Consider the following 21,100-nt stretch of genomic DNA (forward strand, 5'->3'; position numbering starts at 1 on the left):
TTTCGGCTTTTAATCGTAACTTCAATAATATCAACTACTTTGTATGCGAAGTACAGTATTAATTTCTATGATTGCCTGTGTGTTAATGTGTTGTAGCAGCAAGATTTTTGCGCAGGCCAATGCCATTACTCCGGATCATGTATACCACGATAACATTAAATCCGTAAAATTTAACCTGGTTGGCGATCCTTTGAGCATGCCTATGTATACAATAGGTACTGGCGATAAGTTGGAACTCTCATTTGACGATATGGATAATGATGTGAAAAATTATTATTACACCTTCGTGCTTTGTAATGCAGATTGGACACCGGCGCAGGTCAATCAGTTCGATTATATGAGAGGTTTTTCAGAAACAAGAATTCTTGATTATCGTTTATCCAGTGTATCCCTACAACGTTATACTCATTATACGGCACAATTACCTGGTACAAATAGCTACCCTGTTAAATCCGGAAATTATCTGTTGAAGGTATATCTGGATAGTGATACGTCTCAACTGGCATTTACCCGCCGGATGTATGTGGTAGAAAATAAAGCGGGAATAGCAGGATTCATTCAGCAACCAATTGCTCCTAAAATCTTCCGTACATATCAGAAGATCAATTTTGAGATTAATACAGGTTCATTAAATATTCCTAATCCATTTAATCAGATAAAGGTTGTAATACTCCAGAATTACCGTTGGGATAATGCAATTACCAACATAAAGCCTACCTATATTAATGGTAATATTCTGAAGTATAATGCAGAACAGGATTGTGTGATGCCAGCAGGAAAGGAATACAGATGGATAGATTTACGAAGTTTCAGGTTACAGACGGAAAGAGTGGCACACTCTGAGTATCATAAGAACAGTACAGATATTTTTGCGGTACCGGATGTAGAGCAGGCCGATAAAATTTATCAGTTTATTAAAGATATTAATGGCCGTTATTATCTGGCAACCATAGATGATTATAATCCGAATTATGAAGGCGATTATGCTTCTGTACATTTTTCATTTGCATCGCCAGAACCTTATGCCGGTTATGATATGTACATTTTTGGAGAATTTACTAATTATGAAGTAAATAATAATAATAAACTAACCTATAATGGTGCTACAAGAGCATATGAAGGAACTTTGCAATTAAAGCAGGGGTATTATAATTATTTATACGGACTGGTAGATAGAACGGTGCCCAATGCTAAGTTTAGTACAGAGCTTACAGAAGGTAATTATTGGGAAACGGAGAACAACTATACCATATTACTGTATTACAGGGCACTGGGGTCGAGAGCTGATGAGTTGGTGGCTAGTGTAACACTGAATTCTATTCTGAATCGTAAGTAGCTCGCGTTGCTCGCTTGTTTCTCGCAAAGGGGTAAAGATTAATATTAAGAGGCATAAGGATTGAAGCGAATATTTTTAAGGAATTCTGATAAGTTTCGGTATTAATTGAAACCTGTTAGCAGTCCTTAAAAATATTCGCTTCAATTCTTATGCCTCTTTGCTTCTTATGCCTCTTTGCGAGAAACAAGCGAGCAACGCGAGCTACTGAACAACGCTTTGTTTCAGCTTCACGATATTGGCAGCCCCGCGTTTAATAATAATTCTTGTACCGCGATCGAAAGTAAAGTAGCGGTAAAACCAGTTGATAAATACTACTAATTTATTTCTAAAGCCCATTAGGCTCATCAGGTGAACAATCATCCATACTATCCAGGCGAAATATCCGCTTAGTTTCATTCCTGCAAATTCGGCAACTGCTCTGTTTCTACCGATGGTGGCCATGCTACCGAGATCTTTATAGGTAAAGCCTTTCTGAGGTTTTTGTTTGAGTTGCAGATTGAAGTTGCTGGCCAGATTTACACCTTGTTGAATGGCAACCTGAGCTACCATTGGATAGCCTTTAGGGAAGCGTGGGTCGTTGGTCATCTGGGCGATATCACCAATTGCATAGATGTTGCTAAATCCTTTTAGCTGATTAAGCTCATTAACGAGAATTCTGCCGTTTGGAAGAATAATATCCTCAGGAATACCTTTTACCGGAATGCCTTTTACCCCGGCGGCCCAAAGGAGGGATTGGGTATGTATTTGTTCACCTGTACTTAGTGTAATGGTTTTACCATCGTATTCCTTAACACCGGTATTGGTCATCACACGTACACCCAGTTCCTGTAAGGCGGCCAGTGTTTTTCTGGAAGTTTCTTCATTAAAGGAATTCAGGACTCTTGGGCTTGCCTCTATCAGATACACATTCATTAAATCCTGAGGAATGCCAGGATAATCTTTAGGCAATATATATTTACGTAATTCGGCAAAGGCTCCGGCCAGTTCCACACCAGTAGGGCCGCCACCAACCATTACGAAATTGAGCTTGGCTTTAATATCCTCTTCGTTTTGCATCAGCAAACTTTCTTCAAACTGTTTTACCACATAGTTACGGATTTGAACAGCTTCAATAAGAGATTTCATACCAATTGCATTGGCTTCAATTCCTCTATTTCCAAAGAAGTTAGTATTACTACCCGTTGCGAAAACCAAATGATCGTAGTGAATTTCTCCAATACCTGTTTCCAGAATGTTTTCTCCTGGTCTTATACCTGTTACTTCTGCCATACGAAATACCAGGTTCTTTTGTTTCCTGAAAATTGCTCTCAGAGGAAATGCAATACTATCAGGTTCCAAACCAGCAGTAGATACCTGATAAAGGAGAGGCTGAAATAAGTGATAATTGTTCCTGTCGAGTAATACAACTTGTACAGGCAGGTCTTTCAGGTGTTTGGCTAGATTAACGCCACCAAATCCTCCGCCTACTATCACAATACGCGGTTTTGTTGTTTCAGGGATGTTGGGCTGAATCATATAATTGTAGTTGTTGCAGCTAAAAAAATCTTAGCTGCCCGTTGGCAAATGCTATACCATTAATTTAATTCTCAAAATTACTAAACTTTCAGAAAATAATGAAAATTAAGTTTTAGGTTGATGATTTTGACTATGGGTTAATTGATTTGAATTTGATTGTAATATGTCCTGATTAACAAACTTCTTTTACCGTATGTTGGGAATGTTATTAAGTAAAGAAGAAGGGAGGTGATTGAATATTGATTTCAATTTAAAAGATTGGTTTCCTTTACCATAGACTGGGCAGGGGTAAACCCTGCCCCTACAGGATTTCATCGAAATTATATTTTCATCAGGTAGATATATTTCATGTTAAAAGTTAATCTACTAATTTCAATTCTGTAAAGAAGCAATTCTGCAATATAGAAACTGTAATTCGCGGAGGCCCTGTAGGGGCAGGGTTTACCCCTGCCCAGTCTACGGTAAAGGAAATTTATCAATCAGATAAAGACATAAAATCAGAGCCCATTCCTCTTAACCTAATAGCATTGGGCTTGCCCCCGCTTGGAAAATGGCCACAGAAAATAAATTCAACTATTTGAGATCAATAATGAATAGCATTGGACTTGCTCAGTCCTGTTTGCCACTAAGAATCTCTTATTGAATAAAATTAAACAACAACGCCGCAACAGCTGCTCCGGCCAAAGGACCTAATACCGGTACCCAGGCATAGCTCCAATCACTATCCCGTTTTCCTGCTATTGGTAAGATGGTATGCATTATTCTTGGCCCCAGGTCTCTTGCCGGGTTAATAGCATATCCTGTTGGGCCGCCTAACGATAATCCGATTGCTAATACTACCAGGGCAACAGGTAAGGCATCCAGTGATCCGAGGCTACTGCTCGATTTAGTAATGTATAATATAGCTAAGATAAATACCAGTGTTGCAATAAACTCTGTCAGGAAATTATATTTCAGATCTCTGATAGCGGGAACAGTACAGAAAACCACAAGTTTGGTATTAGGATCAGTAGTTTCATCGAAGTGCCGTTTGTAGGTTAGCCAAACGAATATCGAACCAATCATTGCTCCCAGCATTTGCGAGCCAATATATCCTGGCACCTGGTACCAGTCAAATTTTCCGAGGATAGCCTGGGCGAGAGTAACAGCAGGATTGAGGTGTGCACCGCTGGCCGCGGCACTGGCATATACTCCAATAAATACAGCCATTGCCCAACCCATAGTAATTACAATCCATCCTCCCTGGGCGCCTTTTGATTTGTTTAGTACAACACTGGCAACCACACCATCGCCTAATATAATAATGAAGGCGGTGCCAATAATTTCTGCTAAATAAGGAGACATAAAAAAATATAAATGATAAAATAGGTGGAATTACTTTACTCCTGGGTCCAGGCTTGAGCTGCTCTGATAGCTCTTGCCCATTCTTTGCATAGTCTCTGGCTCTCAGCTGGTTCCATGTTGGCTTCAAAGGTAGCATCTATCTGCCATTGTTTGGCGATGGATTCAATGCTATCCCAGAATCCAATTGCTAATCCGGCCAGGTATGCAGCTCCCAATGCCGTGGTTTCTGTTATAACAGGTCTGACTACTCTGGCATTTAAAATATCGGCCTGAAACTGCATCAATATATTATTTTTAGTTGCTCCGCCATCTACCCGTAATTCAGTGATTGGCATACCTGCATCGGCTTCCATAGCTTTTAATACGTCCATGGTTTGGTATGCAATGCTATCTAATGATGCTCTGGCAATATGTGCGGCGGTGGAACCCCTTGTTAATCCAACCATGGTTCCTCTGGCGTGCTGATTCCAGTAAGGAGCCCCTAATCCGGCAAATGCAGGTACAAAATATACACCATCGCTATGCGGAACAGTAGCAGCTAACTTTTCCACATCGGCTGAATGCCTGATAATTCCCAGTCCGTCTCTTAACCATTGTACTACGGCTCCTCCAATAAAGATGCTTCCTTCGAGTGCATAATTGGTTTTACCATTGATTTGCCAGGCAACAGTTGTAAGCAGGTTGTTTTTAGACTCAATTGGCTTCTCGCCTGTATTTAAGACCATGAAACATCCGGTACCATAGGTGTTTTTTATCATACCGGGTTGAGTACATAGCTGTCCGAATAACGCTGCCTGCTGGTCGCCGGCAATACCGGCAATAGGAATACGATAGGGGGAGATATTGCCTTCTGCATAGCCATATACTTCGCTGGAAGATTTTACTGCTGGCAGGAGGCTTTCCGGAATATCAAAGAGTTGCAATAACTCTTTATCCCATTGCATTTCATGAATGTTATAGAGTAAAGTTCGGGAGGCGTTGGTAACGTCGGTGATATGAAGTTTCCTGTTTGTAAAGTTCCAGATGAGCCAGGAATCGACAGTTCCAAAAGCTAATTCTCCATTTTCAGCTCTTTTTCTGGCATCGGGGATATTGTCGAGTATCCATTTTACTTTGGTACCGGAGAAGTAGGCATCTAAGCGAAGTCCTGTTTTGTCTTTAACCATTTGTTCCTTACCGGCTTTTATGAGACTATCGCAGTAAGCGGCAGTTCTTCTGTCTTGCCACACTATAGCATTATGAATGGGTTTGCCGGTGGTTCTATCCCAAATGATGGTTGTTTCGCGTTGGTTGGTTATACCGATGGCTGCAATATTTTCCGCGCTGATTCTTGCTTTAAGGATAACTTCGGCAGCAACGCTGGCCTGGGATGTCCAGATTTCCATGGCATCGTGTTCTACCCATCCTGGCTGCGGGAAAATCTGTTTGAATTCTTTTTGAGCGATGGCTTTTATTTCACCGTCGTGGTTGAAAATGATAGCTCGTGAACTGGTGGTACCCTGATCCAAGGCTAGGATATATTTAGACATTTTCAGGAGTTTTATATGATATATGAATATAAAATAAATATCCAACAAACTAACTCCAACATAGTTCGATAAAAAAATCCCCGATGCAATTACTGCACCGGGGATACACCATCTAAAAAATATTGCAAGATTACATTTTCTTGGCGTCCTCAAGGAACTTTGCCAAACCGATGTCTGTTAATGGATGCTTGAGCAATCCAAGAATAGAATCTAACGGACAAGTACATACGTCAGCACCTACTTCTGCACATTTCACAATGTGGAGAGCGCTACGGATAGAAGCTGCGAGAATTTCAGTTTTGAAACCCTGCAGAGAATATATCTGAGCTATTTGAGCGATCAGTTCAACACCATCCCAGTTAGTATCATCGATACGTCCGATGAAAGGAGAAACATATGCAGCACCAGCCTTAGCAGCTAAGATAGCCTGACCGGCAGAGAATACTAACGTACAGTTAGTTCTGATACCGTTGTCAGTAAACCATTTAATTGCTTTAACACCATCCTTGATCATTGGAACTTTTACTACGATGTTTGGGTGAATCGCAGCTAATTTTTTCCCTTCTTCGATGATAGCATGATAATCAGTAGAAAATACTTCAGCGCTCACATCCCCATCCACTATTTCGCAAATATCTTCATAGTGTTTAATAATGGCAGCTTCGCCTTTAATACCTTCTTTCGCCATCAGGGAAGGATTGGTGGTAACTCCATCCAGAACACCCAGATCGTGCGCTTCTTTAATTTGCGCCAGATTAGCTGTATCAATAAAGAATTTCATACTATGATAATTAATTTGTAAGGAAAAAGTATCATTCGGGAGGTTGCAGTCATTAGTGAAAGAGGTGAAGAAAATAGCAACCAGAGACTATTGACATGCAAACTAATGACAATAAAAAAAGAAAAAAAGGCAAGTTACTTACATCGCACCGCTACAACCACCTACCCTTGCTACATTCCTGTCCTGGGGGAGTTCAGTAGGAGCTGGTCGTATAAGACTTGCCGGGGCAAAGGTAATATAATGCACTGAAAATCCAAATATTAGAAGAGAAAATGTTAAAATTTTTTTTGTGACACTATATTGAAATCCTTTCTCCTGCAAGGTTTTAGCCCCTAAATTATTGTGTAGTATAGTAGTTATAATCGTTTAAAATTGTTTCTAGGAAGTAATGATCAGGTAATTCTGTGTCAATTTTTAACACCTCCTTAAGCCTTGTTGCTACCCGGTTTGCCAATAAATCATCTTTTGTATTTAACGATTGTGTCAGCAAATCTTTCACTTTATTAATATCCTTATCCGATAATTCTATAACAGCAGGAAACTGAGGCTTATAGTCACCCATCAGGGAAACATCTCTAAATACCGTATCTTGAATACTTCCGTTGGCTTTGGTATTTATAACAATAGTTCCGGCAATAAGATCTCCCAGACGTTGGCTATATTTCGATTTCAGTACTGAAATCAGTGGAATGGCTACCGGAATTATTGAAAAGAACAAAAGCGGAGATTCCACTAATCTAAAGATCCAGCGAATTAAATGCTGACTTATGCTTGGCGGATTTCCAATCATATTGATCACCTTCAGGCTCATCGCTTTTTTTCCCGGAGTTAGGCCTCCCATCAGGATTTCGAAAATCGGGAAATAAAACAGGACCGGTAAAAATGCCAGGATTAATAATACCATATCCCGGGTAACGTGATCTATATTTGATGCAATAAGGAAAAATAGAATAATAAAGTAATATGCGATTCTGATCAATAAATCTATCAACCAGGCCAGAAAACGTTTAAAGAGATCGGCCGATTCAAATTCAAGGTCAATATTAAAAGATGTAGGGATTTTTATTTCTGCCATACTCAAATTTACATATTTGTTTATATATTGTCATATAATAGTAGGTTTGCAATCTGTATACTGTTAGCTGATATTAAAAAGGGCATAACCCAATGAGAGAATCTCTATTTATCAAGAAGAATTTATCCCGCTGGAAAAAATACCAGGAGGAGCCAACAGACGACCCTGATGAAATGGCAGAAAGGTTTGTTTCATTGTTGGATGACCTCTCCTACGCCAAAACTTTCTATAGCTTTAGCAAGGTAACCAGATATATCAACGGCCTGGCGGCCGACATCTATAACCGCATTTATAAAAATAAAAAAGAAGAAGTAGGACGTTTTCAACTCTTTTTTAAATATGAGTTGCCCCTGCTTTTCAGAGCACACCATAAACTACTTCTGTTTACGCTCGTATTTTTTCTTATTTGTTGCCTGATGGGTGCTTTTTCTGCCGTTCATGATGAAACCTTTGTAAGAGGTGTACTTGGCGATGAATATGTAAATATGACGGAGCAGAACATTGCCACCGGTGATCCTTTCGGAGTTTATAAAGATGGTAACGAACTCTTGATGTTTCTCAGAATTGCTTTTAACAATATTGTGGTATCATTTTATTGTTTTGTCTATGGCATCTTTATGGGAATAGGTACGCTATATATGCTGTTTAAAAACGGTATAATGCTGGGAGTATTTCAGCAATTATTTTTTGAACATCACCTCGGAGGCCAATCAATTCTTGTAATCTGGATTCACGGAACTCTTGAAATCTCCAGTATTATTATCTCCGGCTGCGCTGGACTTCTACTGGCTAAAAGTTTCTTATTCCCCGGTCCGGAGAAAAGACTGGATGCCCTGATTAATGGGGCTAAAGACGGCATCAAAATAATGGTAACTCTAATTCCTATTTTCCTGATAGCAGCATTTCTCGAAGGCTTTATCACCAGACATACAGATATGCCAATATGGTTAAGCATTCTTATTTTGTTGGTCTCATTAGTATTTATAGTGGGTTACTTTATAGTCTATCCAAACTATTTACATAAAAAAGGAGTGAGACTAACAGATGAAAGAAAAGTGATATTGCCATCCTCTAAATCAAAACTGGCATGAACCGATATCTCTTTCTTTTATTTTTAATGCTCTGCTCTTTCTCTGTCAATGCCCAGGTAGAAGTAGTTAAAGATACTATTGTAGAATCATCTGAGTTGCTTAAGAATGCAGCCAGTTCCTTCAACTCCCAGCAACAGGCTATTCAAGAATCCCTCTATGACCAGGATTCAACATTGTTTACTGATAGTACCTATGCAGATGCTGATGATGAATATCAGCAGTATGAGTTAAGATCAGCTTCAGATTCAATATATCAGCTTTTGAAAGCTGATCCTTCTTTGAAATATAAAAAGACGGTCAAAGATGCTGCAGTAAACAATAAACCACAGATAGAGGCTGAAACAAACTGGTTTTTTAAGTTTCTTGATTTCCTTTACGATGCGAGAAATGTTTTGGTTATTATCGCAACAATTGGACTTGTTGCCATTCTAATATGGTTTCTGGATAAAAATAAAATGCTCATTTTACGTGGAGCAAAAAAACAGGAACAAGTCAGTATACCAGAAAGTATTGAATCCTGGGGCCCTGCTGAATATAGAATTCAAATCAGTTCATCCACCCAGCAAGGTGATCTGAAAATGGCAGTAAGATGGTGGTATCTATATACTTTATACAACCTTAATCTGAAGGAATTTATTATAATGGGTGATGGGAAAACAAATAACGAATACCTCCGTAATATGAGGCCAACTCCCTATTACAAGAAATTTGCCTCTCTGACCCTCGATTATGAATATATCTGGTATGGTGGCTTTACTCCTGATGATACACGTTTTCAACATATTCGCCAATCATTTAGCGATTTTAATCAAACTATTGAAGGAGAGTCGTGAATAAAAAGTATCTATATATAGCATTAGCAATTCTATTCCCAATAATTATTGGGCTTGTTGTTATGAAGGTAAAGGAACATAAACCGGAACCTCAGCCAGCAGATTTAAGCGAAGCTACTTTTGGGCAGCGCGATAAAAGAGCCGGAGGCTCCTATGCTGCTTTTAAGCTCCTTCCTTCATTATTTAAAACAAATCCACAGGTTGTTACCAAACCATTTCCTCAAACGATCGACAAAAACAGAATTGCCTCCTATGGTTATGGTGCATATATAATTGTAGCAGATCAGCTTTTTCTAAATCCTACTGAAGTAAGTGCTATGATTAAATATGTCAGAAATGGAAATGATATATTTATTGCAGTAAATGATCCGGGTAATTTGTTGGAAACGGAACTTGGTTTTAGTCTGGTTGGTAGTATTAATAGCAATCCCGATAAAACCTCCTTCACGCAACGGTTTTTAGATCGGAAAAACGGAATAGATACAAGTTTCACCTACGATGGATTGCTTACCGATAATTATTTTCATGATATTGATACAACAACCACTACCATTCTGGGATATAGTGGAAAATCTCATGCTAATTTTATAAAGGTTTCGAAAGAGAATGGCAACGTATATTTATTGCTGAACCCATATCTGTTTACCAACTATGTTTTACTTCAGAAAAAAAATATAGCTGCATTAGAAATTCCTTTATCCTATTTAGGAGCTTATAGTAACGTATTTTGGGACGATTATTATCATAATTTAAAAGCAACAAAATATGATAACAATTTCAGTGAATGGAAGGTGCTACTTCGCTACCCTACTATGAGGTGGGCATTATGGCTCCTTTTGGCACTGGCGCTGATTTATCTTTTGGTAGAAAGTAAACGCCGCCAAAGAATTATTCCCAAAATACCTCAGCTTACCAACAACTCTGTGGAATTTGTGGATGCAATGGGCCAGCTCTATTTTCAGCAACACAATAACTATAATCTTGCCCAGAAAATGATAGTGCACCTGCTCGAACATATCAGGCTACACTTCTACATAAATACAAACGCACTAAACGACGATTTTATAAACGCTCTAACCCGTAAAACAGCGCTGCCTGCTCCTACAGTTAAGGGATTGTTTGATTTAATTTTCACAATCCAGATCAACCAACAGGCAAGTGATGAAGAGCTAATGGAATTATATCAACAAATTCAATCATTCTATTTAAATGCCAAATAAATAAATGGAAACAACAACTTTTGAATCACGAACCGATTTTACTGCACTTCAGGAAAGTGTTACAGCTATAAAAGAACAATTACAACAAGTAATTGCCGGCCAATACGATATGATCGATTTACTGATCACTGGCCTGCTTACTCAGGGGCATGTACTTATTGAAGGGGTGCCCGGAGTTGCTAAAACATTAACTGCTAAATTGCTCTCCAGCTGTCTGGATACCGATTTCAGCCGCATTCAGTTTACTCCTGATCTTATGCCGGCCGATGTTTTGGGAACTTCAGTATTTAATCCTCAATCCAGAGAATTTGAATATAAAAAAGGCCCTATTTTCAGCAACCTGGTGCTGATAGATGAAATTAATCGTGCTCCTGCCAAAACACAATCGGCCCTGTTTGAAGTGATGGAAGAAAGGCAGGTTACAAATGATGGCAAAACCTGGACGCTCGAAAGACCATTCATGGTTATTGCTACTCAAAATCCTATAGAGCAGGAAGGTACCTATCGGTTACCGGAAGCACAACTGGACCGTTTTCTGTTTAAGATTGAAGTTAAGTTTCCGGATCTGGAAGAAGAACTGACTATCCTTCGAAATATGCATCAATTTAAGGAGGTAACAGATCTGACCCAAAAAGTTAATAAGGTTTTATCTATAACAAAACTGATAGAATATCAGCAGCTGGTTCGACAAGTTCACATAGAAGATCATTTGTTGAAATATATAGCTACGATTATCTACGAAACAAGGATGAATTCATCAGTTTATTTGGGAGCTTCTCCACGTGCTTCCCTGGCAGTCATGAATTGTGCAAAAGCCGCAGCAGCAATAAAAGGGCGCGATTTTATTGTGCCTGATGATATAGTTGAAATGGTGCCTCATGTTTTGCGTCATCGTATTATTCTTACTCCTGAAAAAGAAATGGAAGGTGTAAGAACAGATGACGTAATAGCACAAATTTTAAAGAAGGTAGAAGTACCACGATAAAGTAATTCAGAGATGTCTGCTTCCATCAAAAATAAAATATACCAGCAACTATTCTTTTCCACCAGACTATATCTTCTGTTGGGAGGAAACGCATTGTTGTTTGTCACAGCATTTTTTATTCCGGCACTTTATACTGTTGCTATTTTTTGCTTTTTCGCTCTGGTATTGGTGCTGCTTACAGATTTTATACTGCTCTTCTCGCGCTCTAATGTAATGGAAGCCAACCGGAAGATGAGCCAGCGATTTAGTAACGGAGATGAAAATATAGTACATACAACTTTTACTAACGGGTACAGATTTGTGCTGACTTATAAGTTAATTGAAGAATTACCTTTTCAATGGCAGCGCGATCTTACATACAACGGAAAAATTGCAGGCGGAGAGAGTAAGGAAATCGAATATATCGTCAGACCTGTTACCCGTGGAGTTTATAGCTTTGGCAACACAAATATTTTCGTCCAAACAGCGTTGGGATTGGTTACCAGACGGTTCATTTTTGATACTTCCCAGGATGTAAAAGTATATCCAAGCTTTTTGCAGCTACGTCATTTTGAATTAGCCGGCTATCAGCAGAACTTAAATGAAGCAGGTTCACATCTGCGGAGGGTAACAGGGCATAGTATGGAGTTTGATCACATTAAGCCTTATACGAAAGGAGATGATGTGAGAACACTTAATTGGAAAGCTACTGCCCGTACCGGTAATTTGATGGTTAATAACTACCTCGAAGAAAAATCGCAACAGGTTTACTCGGTGATTGATAAGGGTAGAAATATGAAGATGCCCTTTAATGGAATGTCGTTGCTCGATTACGCAATCAATGCATCTCTTGTCTTTAGTAATATTGCTATTAACAAGGGAGATAAAGCGGGTATTGTAACTTTTACAGAATCTACTACTTCATTGTTACCAGCCAGTAATAAGAAAGTGCAAATGAGCAAAGTACTTGAAATGTTGTATGCTCAGGAAACAGCATGGCAGGAGAGCGATTACGAGAGTTTGAGTGTTCAGCTGAGAAGTAATTTATCTACCCGTTCTTTGTTAATGCTTTATACAAATTTCGAGTCAATGACCAGCTTACATCGTCAGCTACCTTACTTACGAAAGCTGGCGCATTATCATCTGGTACTGGTGGTATTCTTTGAGAATACGGAATTACGCCAATTAACGACAGAAAAAGCTACGACGGTTGAGGAGATTTATAAGCAAACTATTGCTCAGAAATTCGTGTATGATAAAAAATTAATTGTGAAGGAATTATCTAAGTATGGAATCCTGTCTTTATTGTCTACTCCGGAGCAATTAACAGTGAATGTTGTTAATAAGTATCTGGAATTGAAATCAAGAATGCTTATTTAATTGCGTTTTTTCTTTTTAAATAACTGGTCGGGATCGGTAAGAAGTGAATCGTTATCCGGGGCCTGTTTCACAGGAACAACAGTTCTTAAATAATAATTGGAATTTGGTTTGTACCAGGCCTCAATGATTATGCTTTTTGAAGTATCCTGTTTGGGTAATAACAGATCCTGCCCGATGAGTTGCCCATCAGAAGTAGCAAATCGAAGTACAGAGGTATCCAGCGGAAAAACTTTGTGGCTGCTGAATTGTCCTTCTACGTTCAAATAGTAATGCACTCCTCTTTTAATACTATCAGAGTATAGATTGAATCTTATACCTACAACCCTGGGAAGTGTTAGTACTGTTTGTACAGTTTCATTATCTTTTAAGGTAACGGTAAGGGTTATACGATAATTATCGTTGATCAGTCTTTGTCTGTTGAATTGCAACACACCGTTTTGTACGCTACCATTGCTGCTGGTTACAGTTAATTTATTCCAACGTAGATTTCCTTTAAGAAAGCCGGTAGTTTGACTGGATGCACTATCGCTATAAATCAGATGTAGTCCAATTGGTGTAGTATTAAACAGTTCTGTAACTGCAGTAGTATCATAACTTGCTATGGCTCGCACTAAATGAGGCTGTTGCGCAGACAAGCCCACCGTAAAAAAGATTCCACAGAGCAACAATATTGACCTCAACATAATAATAGAGTTTAGGTACTAGCTTCTTACAGCTAATTGACGGGCAACATATTTGCCTAGAATATCAAATTCCAGGTTCACCAGGCTGCCAGGCATAATTTGAGGCACATTAGTATGTGAATAAGTATATGGAATTATGGCAACTGAAAACTCATTTTTGGTAACATCAAAAACTGTCAGGCTGATACCATTCATACAAATGCTTCCTTTTTCAACAATCAGGGCAGCAAATTCTTCAGGGAATCTGAATCTATATAACCAGCTACCGTCTTGTTCCTTTACTGAGATGCATTCGCCAACGCTATCCACATGCCCTTGAACCAGGTGGCCATCTATTCGGCCATTGAATACCATGGCTCTTTCAAGATTAACATGCTGAGTAGGGATGAGTTGACCCAGATTCGTTTTTTGAAGGGTTTCGGCAACAGCGATGGTTTGGTAGGTATTATCCTGTATGTTGGTAACAGTCAGACATACACCGTTATGGGCAACGCTTTGGTCAATTTTTAATTCATTGGCCAAAGGAGTTTTCATGGTAATAATTAAATTACCGCCATCTCTTTTAGTAGTAACTACTTCTGCTAGTGTTTCTATGATTCCTGTAAACATGTGGCTAATTTATGAAATTTCTATACGCGAGGCTTCCATGGAATTTCATCAACTCCGAGTTTGTGGCCTGTCCAGCGGGCTAATACAAATAAGTAGTCGCTCAGGCGATTGATATATTTCAAAATAAGTGGTTCTATAAACATTTCGTGTTCCTGCATGGCAACGCAAAGTCTTTCTGTGCGTCTGCAAACGCATCTGGCTATGTGGCAGGTAGAAACGGCAACATGACCGCCCGGCAGGATAAATGACTTCATTACAGGTAGTTCTTCATTCATCGCGTCGATACTTTTTTCCAGCAGGGTAATATCTGCTTCATGAAGGTCGGGGATAAGAAGTTTAGTTTCCTTATCGGGGTCGGTGGCCAGAGCAGCACCGATGGTAAATAGGCGGTCCTGTATTTCTCTCAGGAGGTTTTTGGTATCCGGATCAGCCATATAATCGTTGACCAGGCCTATATATGAATTCAATTCATCTACTGTGCCATAGGCTTCGATACGAGTATCACTTTTAGGCACTTTAGTACCTCCGATAAGAGAGGTTTTACCTTTGTCGCCGGTTTTAGTATATATTTTGAAAGCCATAATCCGTTTATTTCATGCAAATTACGAATTATGTATGGAGCGGAAGCTTAAACTGTAGGTTTTTGATTGATGCGGTCAGATTCAATAACACCATCGCGTAGTCGGATAACGCGGTGGGCATGGGCGGCAATATCCTCTTCGTGGGTTACCAGCACTACGGTATTGCCAGAGGAATGGATAGTACCAAAAATATCCATGATTTCTATAGAGGTTTTAGTATCGAGGTTTCCGGTAGGTTCATCGGCGAGAATGAGGGCAGGGTCATTTACAAGAGCCCTGGCAATGGCAACACGCTGGCACTGGCCCCCGGAAAGTTCATTAGGTTTATGCTTGTATCTGTCGCCCAGTTTCACTTTTTCGAGCATCATTCTGGCTCTTTCCTCTCTTTCTTTTTTACCGACGCCGGCATAAATGAGGGGAATGGCTACATTTTCCAGGGCGGTTAAACGGGGCATTAGGTTGAACTGCTGGAAAACAAAGCCAATTTCTTTACCCCTCACCATTGCAAGGTCGTTATCTCCCATCTGGCTTACGTCATGTCCGCTCAATATGTACTTACCGCTGGTAGGAGTATCGAGGCATCCGAGAATATTCATCAGGGTAGATTTTCCCGAACCAGAAGGGCCCATGAGGGCAACATATTCGTTCTTAAAGATGTCTAGAGACACACCTTTCAGGACGGGTAATTCATTAGTACCGAGATAATAGCTTTTCCTGATATTTTCGAGATGGATGACGGATTGCATGGGTTTTATTTCTTTATAATTTTTGGCACTTTAAAGTATTCGGTAGTTGCTTCAGGTGCATTTTTCAGGGCATCTTCGCGGGTCACGGAAGAGTGAACAGCATCCTCTCTGAAAACGTTATAATCGGCACTTACGTGCAATAAGGGAGCAACATTACTGGTGTCTACCTCTTTCAGCTTTTCTACAAAAGTGATCATTCTTTGGAGATCACTACGAATTTCTTTGCTTTCCTGCTCGCTGAACTCCAATCTGGCTAAGTTGGCCAATTGCTGTACCAGTGCGTCGTTCACTTCCATAATCAAATTAAATCAAAAGATAATGAAATATAGTTGGTAAAAATGATAGTAATTTCAAAAATAGGGATAAACGGCCAGAATGTTATGTCCTGTTACCTGATTTCTTTTTAGGGATAGTGATTTGACAGTATTTATACTAAAATCCCTTATCGGCTTTCTCCTTTTTCATTAAATTGCGCCCTGTTATGGCTACTGAAAAAGAAATTGTGGTAAGTGGCATTCGCCCTACCGGTTATTTGCATTTAGGCAATTATTTTGGTGCGATCCGTAATTATATCCGGATGCAAGAGGAGTTTAACTGCTACTTCTTTGTAGCGGATTGGCATTCCCTTACCACCCATCCCGACCCTAAAGATCTTCCAGGAAATGTAATGAGGGTATTGGCTGAGAACATTGCTTCCGGCCTTGATCCTGAAAAAGTTTCCCTTTATGTGCAAAGTGATATTCCTGAAATTGCAGAATTGTATCTGCTGATGAATACCCTGGCATATATTGGTGAATTGGAAAAGGTGCCTACGTTTAAAGATAAAGTAAGAACTCAGCCTCAGAACGTGAATGCAGGGTTATTAACCTACCCGGTTTTGATGAGTGTGGATATTCTGATTCAACGTGCCGTAAAAGTGCCTGTGGGTAAAGATCAGGGGCAGCATCTTGAAATGGCCCGTGATTTTGCACAGCGTTTTAATAAACGTTATGGCAATTTATTCCCGGAACCTGAAGCATTTAATTATGGTGATAATCTTATTCGCATCCCTAGTTTAACAGGTGAAGGCAAAATGAGTAAAAGCGAAAATGAAATGGCTACCTTGTACCTGGCAGATGAAGATGATCAGATTCTAAAAAAGGTTAAAAAGGCAAAAACAGATAGTGGAACAGGAGAACCTGGAGCACCAATGCCGGAATCAGTATCTAATTTGATTGATCTGATGAAATTGGTATCTACAGAAGATGTTGTGAAATTTTACCAGGAAGCATGGAATAATCAAACCATTCGCTTTGGTGATATGAAAAATCAACTGGGAGAGGATATGGTGAAATTTATTGCACCAATTCGTGAGAAAGCGAAAGACCTGCAGCAAAATACCGACTATCTGAGGAAGGTAATCAAGGCTGGTGCTGAAAAAGCAAGGGCAAACGCGGCACAAACTTTGCAAGAGGCGAGAAAACTTATTGGAATAAATTACTATTAAGATAGTCGCCAACTGTAGCTACTTTCATTTTTAATTACCTTTAATCGGATGGCAAAACAGAACAAAATCAAACATATAGCGATTGCCGGTAACATTGGTGCCGGTAAAACTACACTTACAGAAATGCTTTGCAGGCATTATAAGTGGCATCCACAGTTTGAAGATGTAGAACATAATCCCTATCTGAATGATTTCTATGAAGATATGCCTCGTTGGGCGTTCAACCTGCAGATATACTTCCTGAACGGCCGTTTGAAGCAATTGCTGGAGATTCAGAACGGAAAAGAAACAGTTATTCAGGATCGTACCATCTATGAAGATGCTCATATCTTCGCTCCCAATCTTTATGAAATGGGATTGATGACCAAACGCGATTTTGATAACTATTTCAACTTTTTTGAAACACTGAAAACTATGGTCAAACCTCCTGATTTATTAATTTATCTTCAGGCTTCGGTTCCTACCCTGGTAGCTCAAATTCAAAAAAGAGGAAGAGAGTATGAAGAAAATATTCGACTCGATTACCTAAAACGATTAAATGAATATTATAATAACTGGATCGAAAAATATAAAGAAGGCCCGTTATTAATTATTGATATCGATAAAAACAAATTCCCTGAATCGGATGAAGACCTGGGGGAAATTATCTCAAAGATCGATTCTCAACTCTACGGATTATTCTAAACGTAATTCAGATATTTTAAAGAAGGTGTGCTAAATCTTGCACACCTTTTTTTGTTTGTTAGAGTTTCATTAACAAACAACCAATAAGAAGTTTATAGCTTTGTAATTGTTAACCTGTTTATTTTAGATTGAAGTTTGTTAAACCCGTTTCTATTATGAGATTATTGCTCCTGGCAGCGATAACTTTTCTTCACGGATCGTTAAGAGCCCAAACATTATGGTCGCCAACCGGCAGGCATACCGGCCTTGGTAGCTATAGCAACAATTTTCAGAATGTTTTTTCTACAGCGTATCAACCAGCCGGACTAGCCAATATTCCATTGTCATCTGCAGGAGTTTATACAGAAAGAAGGTTTATGCTGAAAGAACTCGCACTATATATATTGGACGCCGCATTTCATACCGCTAAAGGAGGAATAGGCACAAGCCTGATTCAAACAGGCAATAAATACTGGCACCAGCAACTATTGGCTTTGGCTTATGGTAAACAATTAAGTAAGAACCTCGGAATAGGTCTTCACTTTAATTATACTATTACCAGCACTCAGGGTATGGGTAGTGAAGGAAGTGTTGGATTCAGGCTAGGAGGGATCTGGCATACGAACAAGCAGCTGCATATAGGATGCCTGCTTGCCAAAGAGCAAAACAAGTCAATAATAGGAGCCGGACTGGGATTCGAAGCATCAAAAGATTGCCTGGTTACTGCCGAAATAATTAACTGGGCCAATTACTTCCAGGCGAAACTGGGATTTATTTACCGTGTAGCCAGTGCCCTGGCTATATTGGCCGGTGGTGGGGCCGGTACTCAGCAAAATTTTGCCGGCTTTAATATTTATTGGAATGCGTGGACCATTGGATTCACCTCCGGCTTCCACACAACCCTGGGCATCACTCCTTCAATTGCTTTATCATGGCAACAAGCCGCAAAATAATAGTAGTCGTAATGTTGCTACTAAGTAATCAGGTATTTGCACAATTGCCAGATGAACAATCAACTGCTATTTCCAATAATCTTGAATTCTCTAATGCGGCAAATCTTCAATTGGAAGATGATGCCACCTGGCAAACGCTAAATAGTTATAGAAGGCATGCTTTGGCACTCAATACTGCTGAAGAAGCGGAGTTGCAGGCATTGGGATTGCTGACGGTGCTGCAAATAGATAATCTGTTACAGTATAGGTCTGCTTTAGGTCCTTTAATTAGTTTATATGAATTACAAGCCATACCAGGTTTTGATATGGCTACTATTCAAAAACTGTTGCCTTATGTTTCATTAAATGATCAATTAGGGCCACAATATTCTTTACACGATTACCTACAGAATGGAGATCATAATTTATTGCTTAGATATGGCAGAAAACCGGAAAAAGCAAAAGGCTATGAAACGCATAAGTATAAAGGCTCTCCGGATAAATTATTTTTAAGATACCGCTATTCTTTTCCTAAATATATAAGTGCAGGTGTGCTGATGGAAAAAGACCCCGGAGAACCCTGGTTGGTGAAATCCAAAATCCCAATGTTTGATTTTTATAGTGTTCATGTTTTCCTCAAAAATTTCCATCGTTTAAAAGCATTGGCAGTTGGAGATTTTACTGTCAATTTAGGACAAGGACTTCTCGTCTGGCAGTCACACGCCTATCAAAAGGGGGCCAGTGCAATGCTTACCAAAAGAGAGGGTGAAATATTAAGACCATACACTTCAGCTGGTGAATTCAATTTTTTTAGAGGATTGGGTGCTACCTGTCAACTGAAAAACTGGTCGGTAACGGCTTTTGCTTCATTACGTTTCCTGGATGCTGCTATAGACAGTACGGATATTGAATCCATTATTGCCGGCAATATCTCAACAAGTGGATATCACCGCACCGCAACAGAATTGGCAAACCGTCAGAATGTTCGACTACTAAGCATTGGAGGAAATATTAAATACACGGCTCCAAGATGGCATGTAGGATTGAATCTCGTAAATCAGACATTCAGCCCCGCATTGCTTAAAGTACAGCGACCTTACAATAAGTTCGATTTTACCGGAAGTAGGCTGATTGGTGGCAGTATCGATTTTGCTGGATATTATAAGAATGTTCATTTCTTTGGCGAGGCTGCCACAAATGATAACCTTAAATCAGCTTTTATGATTGGTGCCATTACCACTATAGCACCAACTGTAGATTTAAGTCTGGTTTACCGCTCCTTCGATAAAGAATATCATAGCCTGTTTACCAATAGTTTCGGGAACGGATACCAGACAGCTAATGAAAGAGGGTGTTATACTGCTATGGCTATACGGCTTAGCAAACGTTTCACTATAGAAAGCTATTCAGATATTTATTACTCCCCCTGGTTAAAATACCAAAAAAGTGCTCCTTCAAGAGGAACAGATTATAGTATCTCTGGAATTTATACCCCTGATAAACTAACGGTATATCGACTCAGGTACATTTATCAAACCAGCCAGCAAAATCAAGCCCAGGAAGGAAATAACATACCCGCATTAGGCACCCTGACTAAAATGAATTTGCGATTTGATATACAAAAACAACTAAGCAAATCTTTTAAAATTAAAGGCAGGATAGAGTATTGCCAGTTTTATTCAATGAGTGTTCAACATGGTGGAATGTGTTTTCTGGAAGCAGGAAAGGGCATCAATAAAGTTCCATTTTACATCACGGCCCGCATTGCTTATTTTAAAACAGAGAACTACGATACAAGGATCTATGCAACCGAGAGCAGTGTGCTGTATGATAATTCCGTTACTCAATTTTATGGAACCGGATGGCAATTTTATATGAATCTTAAGTGGAAGGTGAACAGGCGCATTACCTGTTGGGCAAGATTTCATCAAACGAGATATCCTGAATTACAGAAAGTAGGAAGTGGTAATGAGGAAGTAAACAGCAACCATATTACAAATATTCAGTTTCAGCTTCAATATCTTTTAGCAAAAAAGAATTGATTTTAAAGAATGTGGAAATCTTTTAATTATGATAAGAGATTGATTTTTAGTAGATTGATAACTTGAAATTAATTAGTGTTAAAATAATGTTAACCAATTATAGCTTAGCATTTGTTTTTTTTCTACCTTGGGGATGTCAACCAAAATCTAAATCTAAAACTGAATCTAACTTAATGTTTGGTATACCTGTTTTTGGATGAAAAGACTATAATCTGAGGGGGAAGCTAACTTATGAGAAACTCAACTGGAGTTAAATTTAGAGCAATAGCAAATCATTTATTGGCCACTTT

20 protein-coding genes and 1 other RNA gene are annotated in these 21,100 nt (G+C 39.2%); 10 read left to right on the top strand and 11 right to left on the bottom strand.

Going from position 1 to position 21,100, the window contains the following annotated elements:
* The first annotated feature begins 43 nt into the window (after window positions 1-43).
* Window positions 44-1,336 (top strand): type IX secretion system plug protein, encoded by a 1,293-nt coding sequence (locus tag DVR12_RS16690; RefSeq protein ID WP_116976937.1) that lies wholly within the window; start codon window positions 44-46, stop codon window positions 1,334-1,336.
* A 201-nt stretch (window positions 1,337-1,537) separates the two neighbouring features.
* Here the strand turns inward: DVR12_RS16690 and DVR12_RS16695 are convergent, their stop codons facing one another.
* The 6 genes from DVR12_RS16695 to DVR12_RS16720 form a co-directional block, all read right to left on the bottom strand.
* Window positions 1,538-2,851: an NAD(P)/FAD-dependent oxidoreductase gene (locus DVR12_RS16695; RefSeq protein WP_116976938.1), complete on the bottom strand. Its 1,314-nt coding sequence runs from the start codon at window positions 2,849-2,851 to the stop codon at window positions 1,538-1,540.
* 636 nt (window positions 2,852-3,487) lie between these two features.
* Window positions 3,488-4,195: an MIP/aquaporin family protein gene (locus DVR12_RS16700; RefSeq protein ID WP_116976939.1), complete on the bottom strand. Its 708-nt coding sequence runs from the start codon at window positions 4,193-4,195 to the stop codon at window positions 3,488-3,490.
* A 35-nt stretch (window positions 4,196-4,230) separates the two neighbouring features.
* A complete protein-coding gene (gene glpK, locus DVR12_RS16705; protein ID WP_116976940.1) occupies window positions 4,231-5,724 on the bottom strand; it encodes a glycerol kinase GlpK in 1,494 nt (497 codons plus the stop codon).
* A gap of 130 nt (window positions 5,725-5,854) precedes the next feature.
* Entirely contained in the window at window positions 5,855-6,505 is a 651-nt protein-coding gene (gene fsa, locus DVR12_RS16710; RefSeq protein WP_116976941.1) for a fructose-6-phosphate aldolase, read from the bottom strand.
* A 124-nt stretch (window positions 6,506-6,629) separates the two neighbouring features.
* An RNA gene (ffs, locus tag DVR12_RS16715) (signal recognition particle sRNA small type) lies at window positions 6,630-6,729 on the bottom strand.
* Between the two features lie 113 nt (window positions 6,730-6,842).
* Window positions 6,843-7,580 carry an RDD family protein gene (locus DVR12_RS16720; protein ID WP_116976942.1) on the bottom strand — a complete coding sequence of 246 codons (738 nt, stop codon included), beginning with the start codon at window positions 7,578-7,580 and terminating at the stop codon, window positions 6,843-6,845.
* A 92-nt stretch (window positions 7,581-7,672) separates the two neighbouring features.
* Between DVR12_RS16720 and DVR12_RS16725 the strand changes: the two genes are divergently transcribed.
* The 5 genes from DVR12_RS16725 to DVR12_RS16745 all read left to right on the top strand — a co-directional run bounded on the left by DVR12_RS16725 (window position 7,673) and on the right by DVR12_RS16745 (window position 13,068).
* Complete coding sequence (locus tag DVR12_RS16725) at window positions 7,673-8,671, top strand: stage II sporulation protein M (protein ID WP_116976943.1); 999 nt, start codon at window positions 7,673-7,675, stop codon at window positions 8,669-8,671.
* A complete protein-coding gene (locus DVR12_RS16730; protein ID WP_116976944.1) occupies window positions 8,668-9,504 on the top strand; it encodes a hypothetical protein in 837 nt (278 codons plus the stop codon). Before DVR12_RS16725 ends, DVR12_RS16730 begins: the two co-directional genes overlap by 4 nt.
* A gap of 62 nt (window positions 9,505-9,566) precedes the next feature.
* Entirely contained in the window at window positions 9,567-10,724 is a 1,158-nt protein-coding gene (locus DVR12_RS16735) for a DUF4350 domain-containing protein (protein WP_116976945.1), read from the top strand.
* 4 nt (window positions 10,725-10,728) lie between these two features.
* A complete protein-coding gene (locus DVR12_RS16740; protein WP_116976946.1) occupies window positions 10,729-11,709 on the top strand; it encodes an AAA family ATPase in 981 nt (326 codons plus the stop codon).
* A gap of 12 nt (window positions 11,710-11,721) precedes the next feature.
* Window positions 11,722-13,068, top strand: a complete 1,347-nt coding sequence (locus DVR12_RS16745; protein WP_116976947.1) for a DUF58 domain-containing protein — start codon at window positions 11,722-11,724, stop codon at window positions 13,066-13,068.
* On the opposite strand, the gene DVR12_RS16750 is transcribed toward DVR12_RS16745, so the two are convergent.
* Genes DVR12_RS16750 through gatC form a run of 5 tightly spaced genes read right to left on the bottom strand, consistent with a single transcriptional unit; the run spans window position 13,065 to window position 15,983 of the window.
* On the bottom strand, window positions 13,065-13,751 hold the full coding sequence (locus tag DVR12_RS16750) for a hypothetical protein (RefSeq protein WP_116976948.1): 687 nt from the start codon (window positions 13,749-13,751) through the stop codon (window positions 13,065-13,067). The two genes, DVR12_RS16745 and DVR12_RS16750, sit on opposite strands and share 4 nt — an antisense overlap.
* Window positions 13,752-13,769: 18 nt before the next feature.
* Window positions 13,770-14,360, bottom strand: a complete 591-nt coding sequence (locus DVR12_RS16755; RefSeq protein WP_116976949.1) for a riboflavin synthase — start codon at window positions 14,358-14,360, stop codon at window positions 13,770-13,772.
* A 20-nt stretch (window positions 14,361-14,380) separates the two neighbouring features.
* Window positions 14,381-14,941, bottom strand: coding sequence for a cob(I)yrinic acid a,c-diamide adenosyltransferase (locus DVR12_RS16760; RefSeq protein ID WP_116976950.1), 561 nt, complete (start codon window positions 14,939-14,941; stop codon window positions 14,381-14,383).
* A 47-nt stretch (window positions 14,942-14,988) separates the two neighbouring features.
* Window positions 14,989-15,687 carry an ABC transporter ATP-binding protein gene (locus DVR12_RS16765; protein ID WP_116976951.1) on the bottom strand — a complete coding sequence of 233 codons (699 nt, stop codon included), beginning with the start codon at window positions 15,685-15,687 and terminating at the stop codon, window positions 14,989-14,991.
* Between the two features lie 5 nt (window positions 15,688-15,692).
* Complete coding sequence (gene gatC, locus DVR12_RS16770) at window positions 15,693-15,983, bottom strand: Asp-tRNA(Asn)/Glu-tRNA(Gln) amidotransferase subunit GatC (RefSeq protein ID WP_116976952.1); 291 nt, start codon at window positions 15,981-15,983, stop codon at window positions 15,693-15,695.
* Between the two features lie 185 nt (window positions 15,984-16,168).
* On the opposite strand from gatC, the gene trpS reads away from it, so the two are divergent.
* The 4 genes from trpS to DVR12_RS16790 all read left to right on the top strand — a co-directional run bounded on the left by trpS (window position 16,169) and on the right by DVR12_RS16790 (window position 20,810).
* Entirely contained in the window at window positions 16,169-17,173 is a 1,005-nt protein-coding gene (gene trpS, locus DVR12_RS16775) for a tryptophan--tRNA ligase (protein ID WP_116976953.1), read from the top strand.
* 48 nt (window positions 17,174-17,221) lie between these two features.
* Window positions 17,222-17,857: a deoxynucleoside kinase gene (locus DVR12_RS16780; protein WP_116976954.1), complete on the top strand. Its 636-nt coding sequence runs from the start codon at window positions 17,222-17,224 to the stop codon at window positions 17,855-17,857.
* 155 nt (window positions 17,858-18,012) lie between these two features.
* Window positions 18,013-18,789: a hypothetical protein gene (locus tag DVR12_RS16785; protein ID WP_116976955.1), complete on the top strand. Its 777-nt coding sequence runs from the start codon at window positions 18,013-18,015 to the stop codon at window positions 18,787-18,789.
* Window positions 18,768-20,810: a ComEA family DNA-binding protein gene (locus DVR12_RS16790; RefSeq protein ID WP_116976956.1), complete on the top strand. Its 2,043-nt coding sequence runs from the start codon at window positions 18,768-18,770 to the stop codon at window positions 20,808-20,810. Before DVR12_RS16785 ends, DVR12_RS16790 begins: the two co-directional genes overlap by 22 nt.
* Window positions 20,811-21,100: the final 290 nt, after the last annotated feature.

The organism is Chitinophaga silvatica, assembly GCF_003419895.1.
In the GTDB taxonomy this organism is placed as follows: domain Bacteria; phylum Bacteroidota; class Bacteroidia; order Chitinophagales; family Chitinophagaceae; genus Chitinophaga; species Chitinophaga silvatica.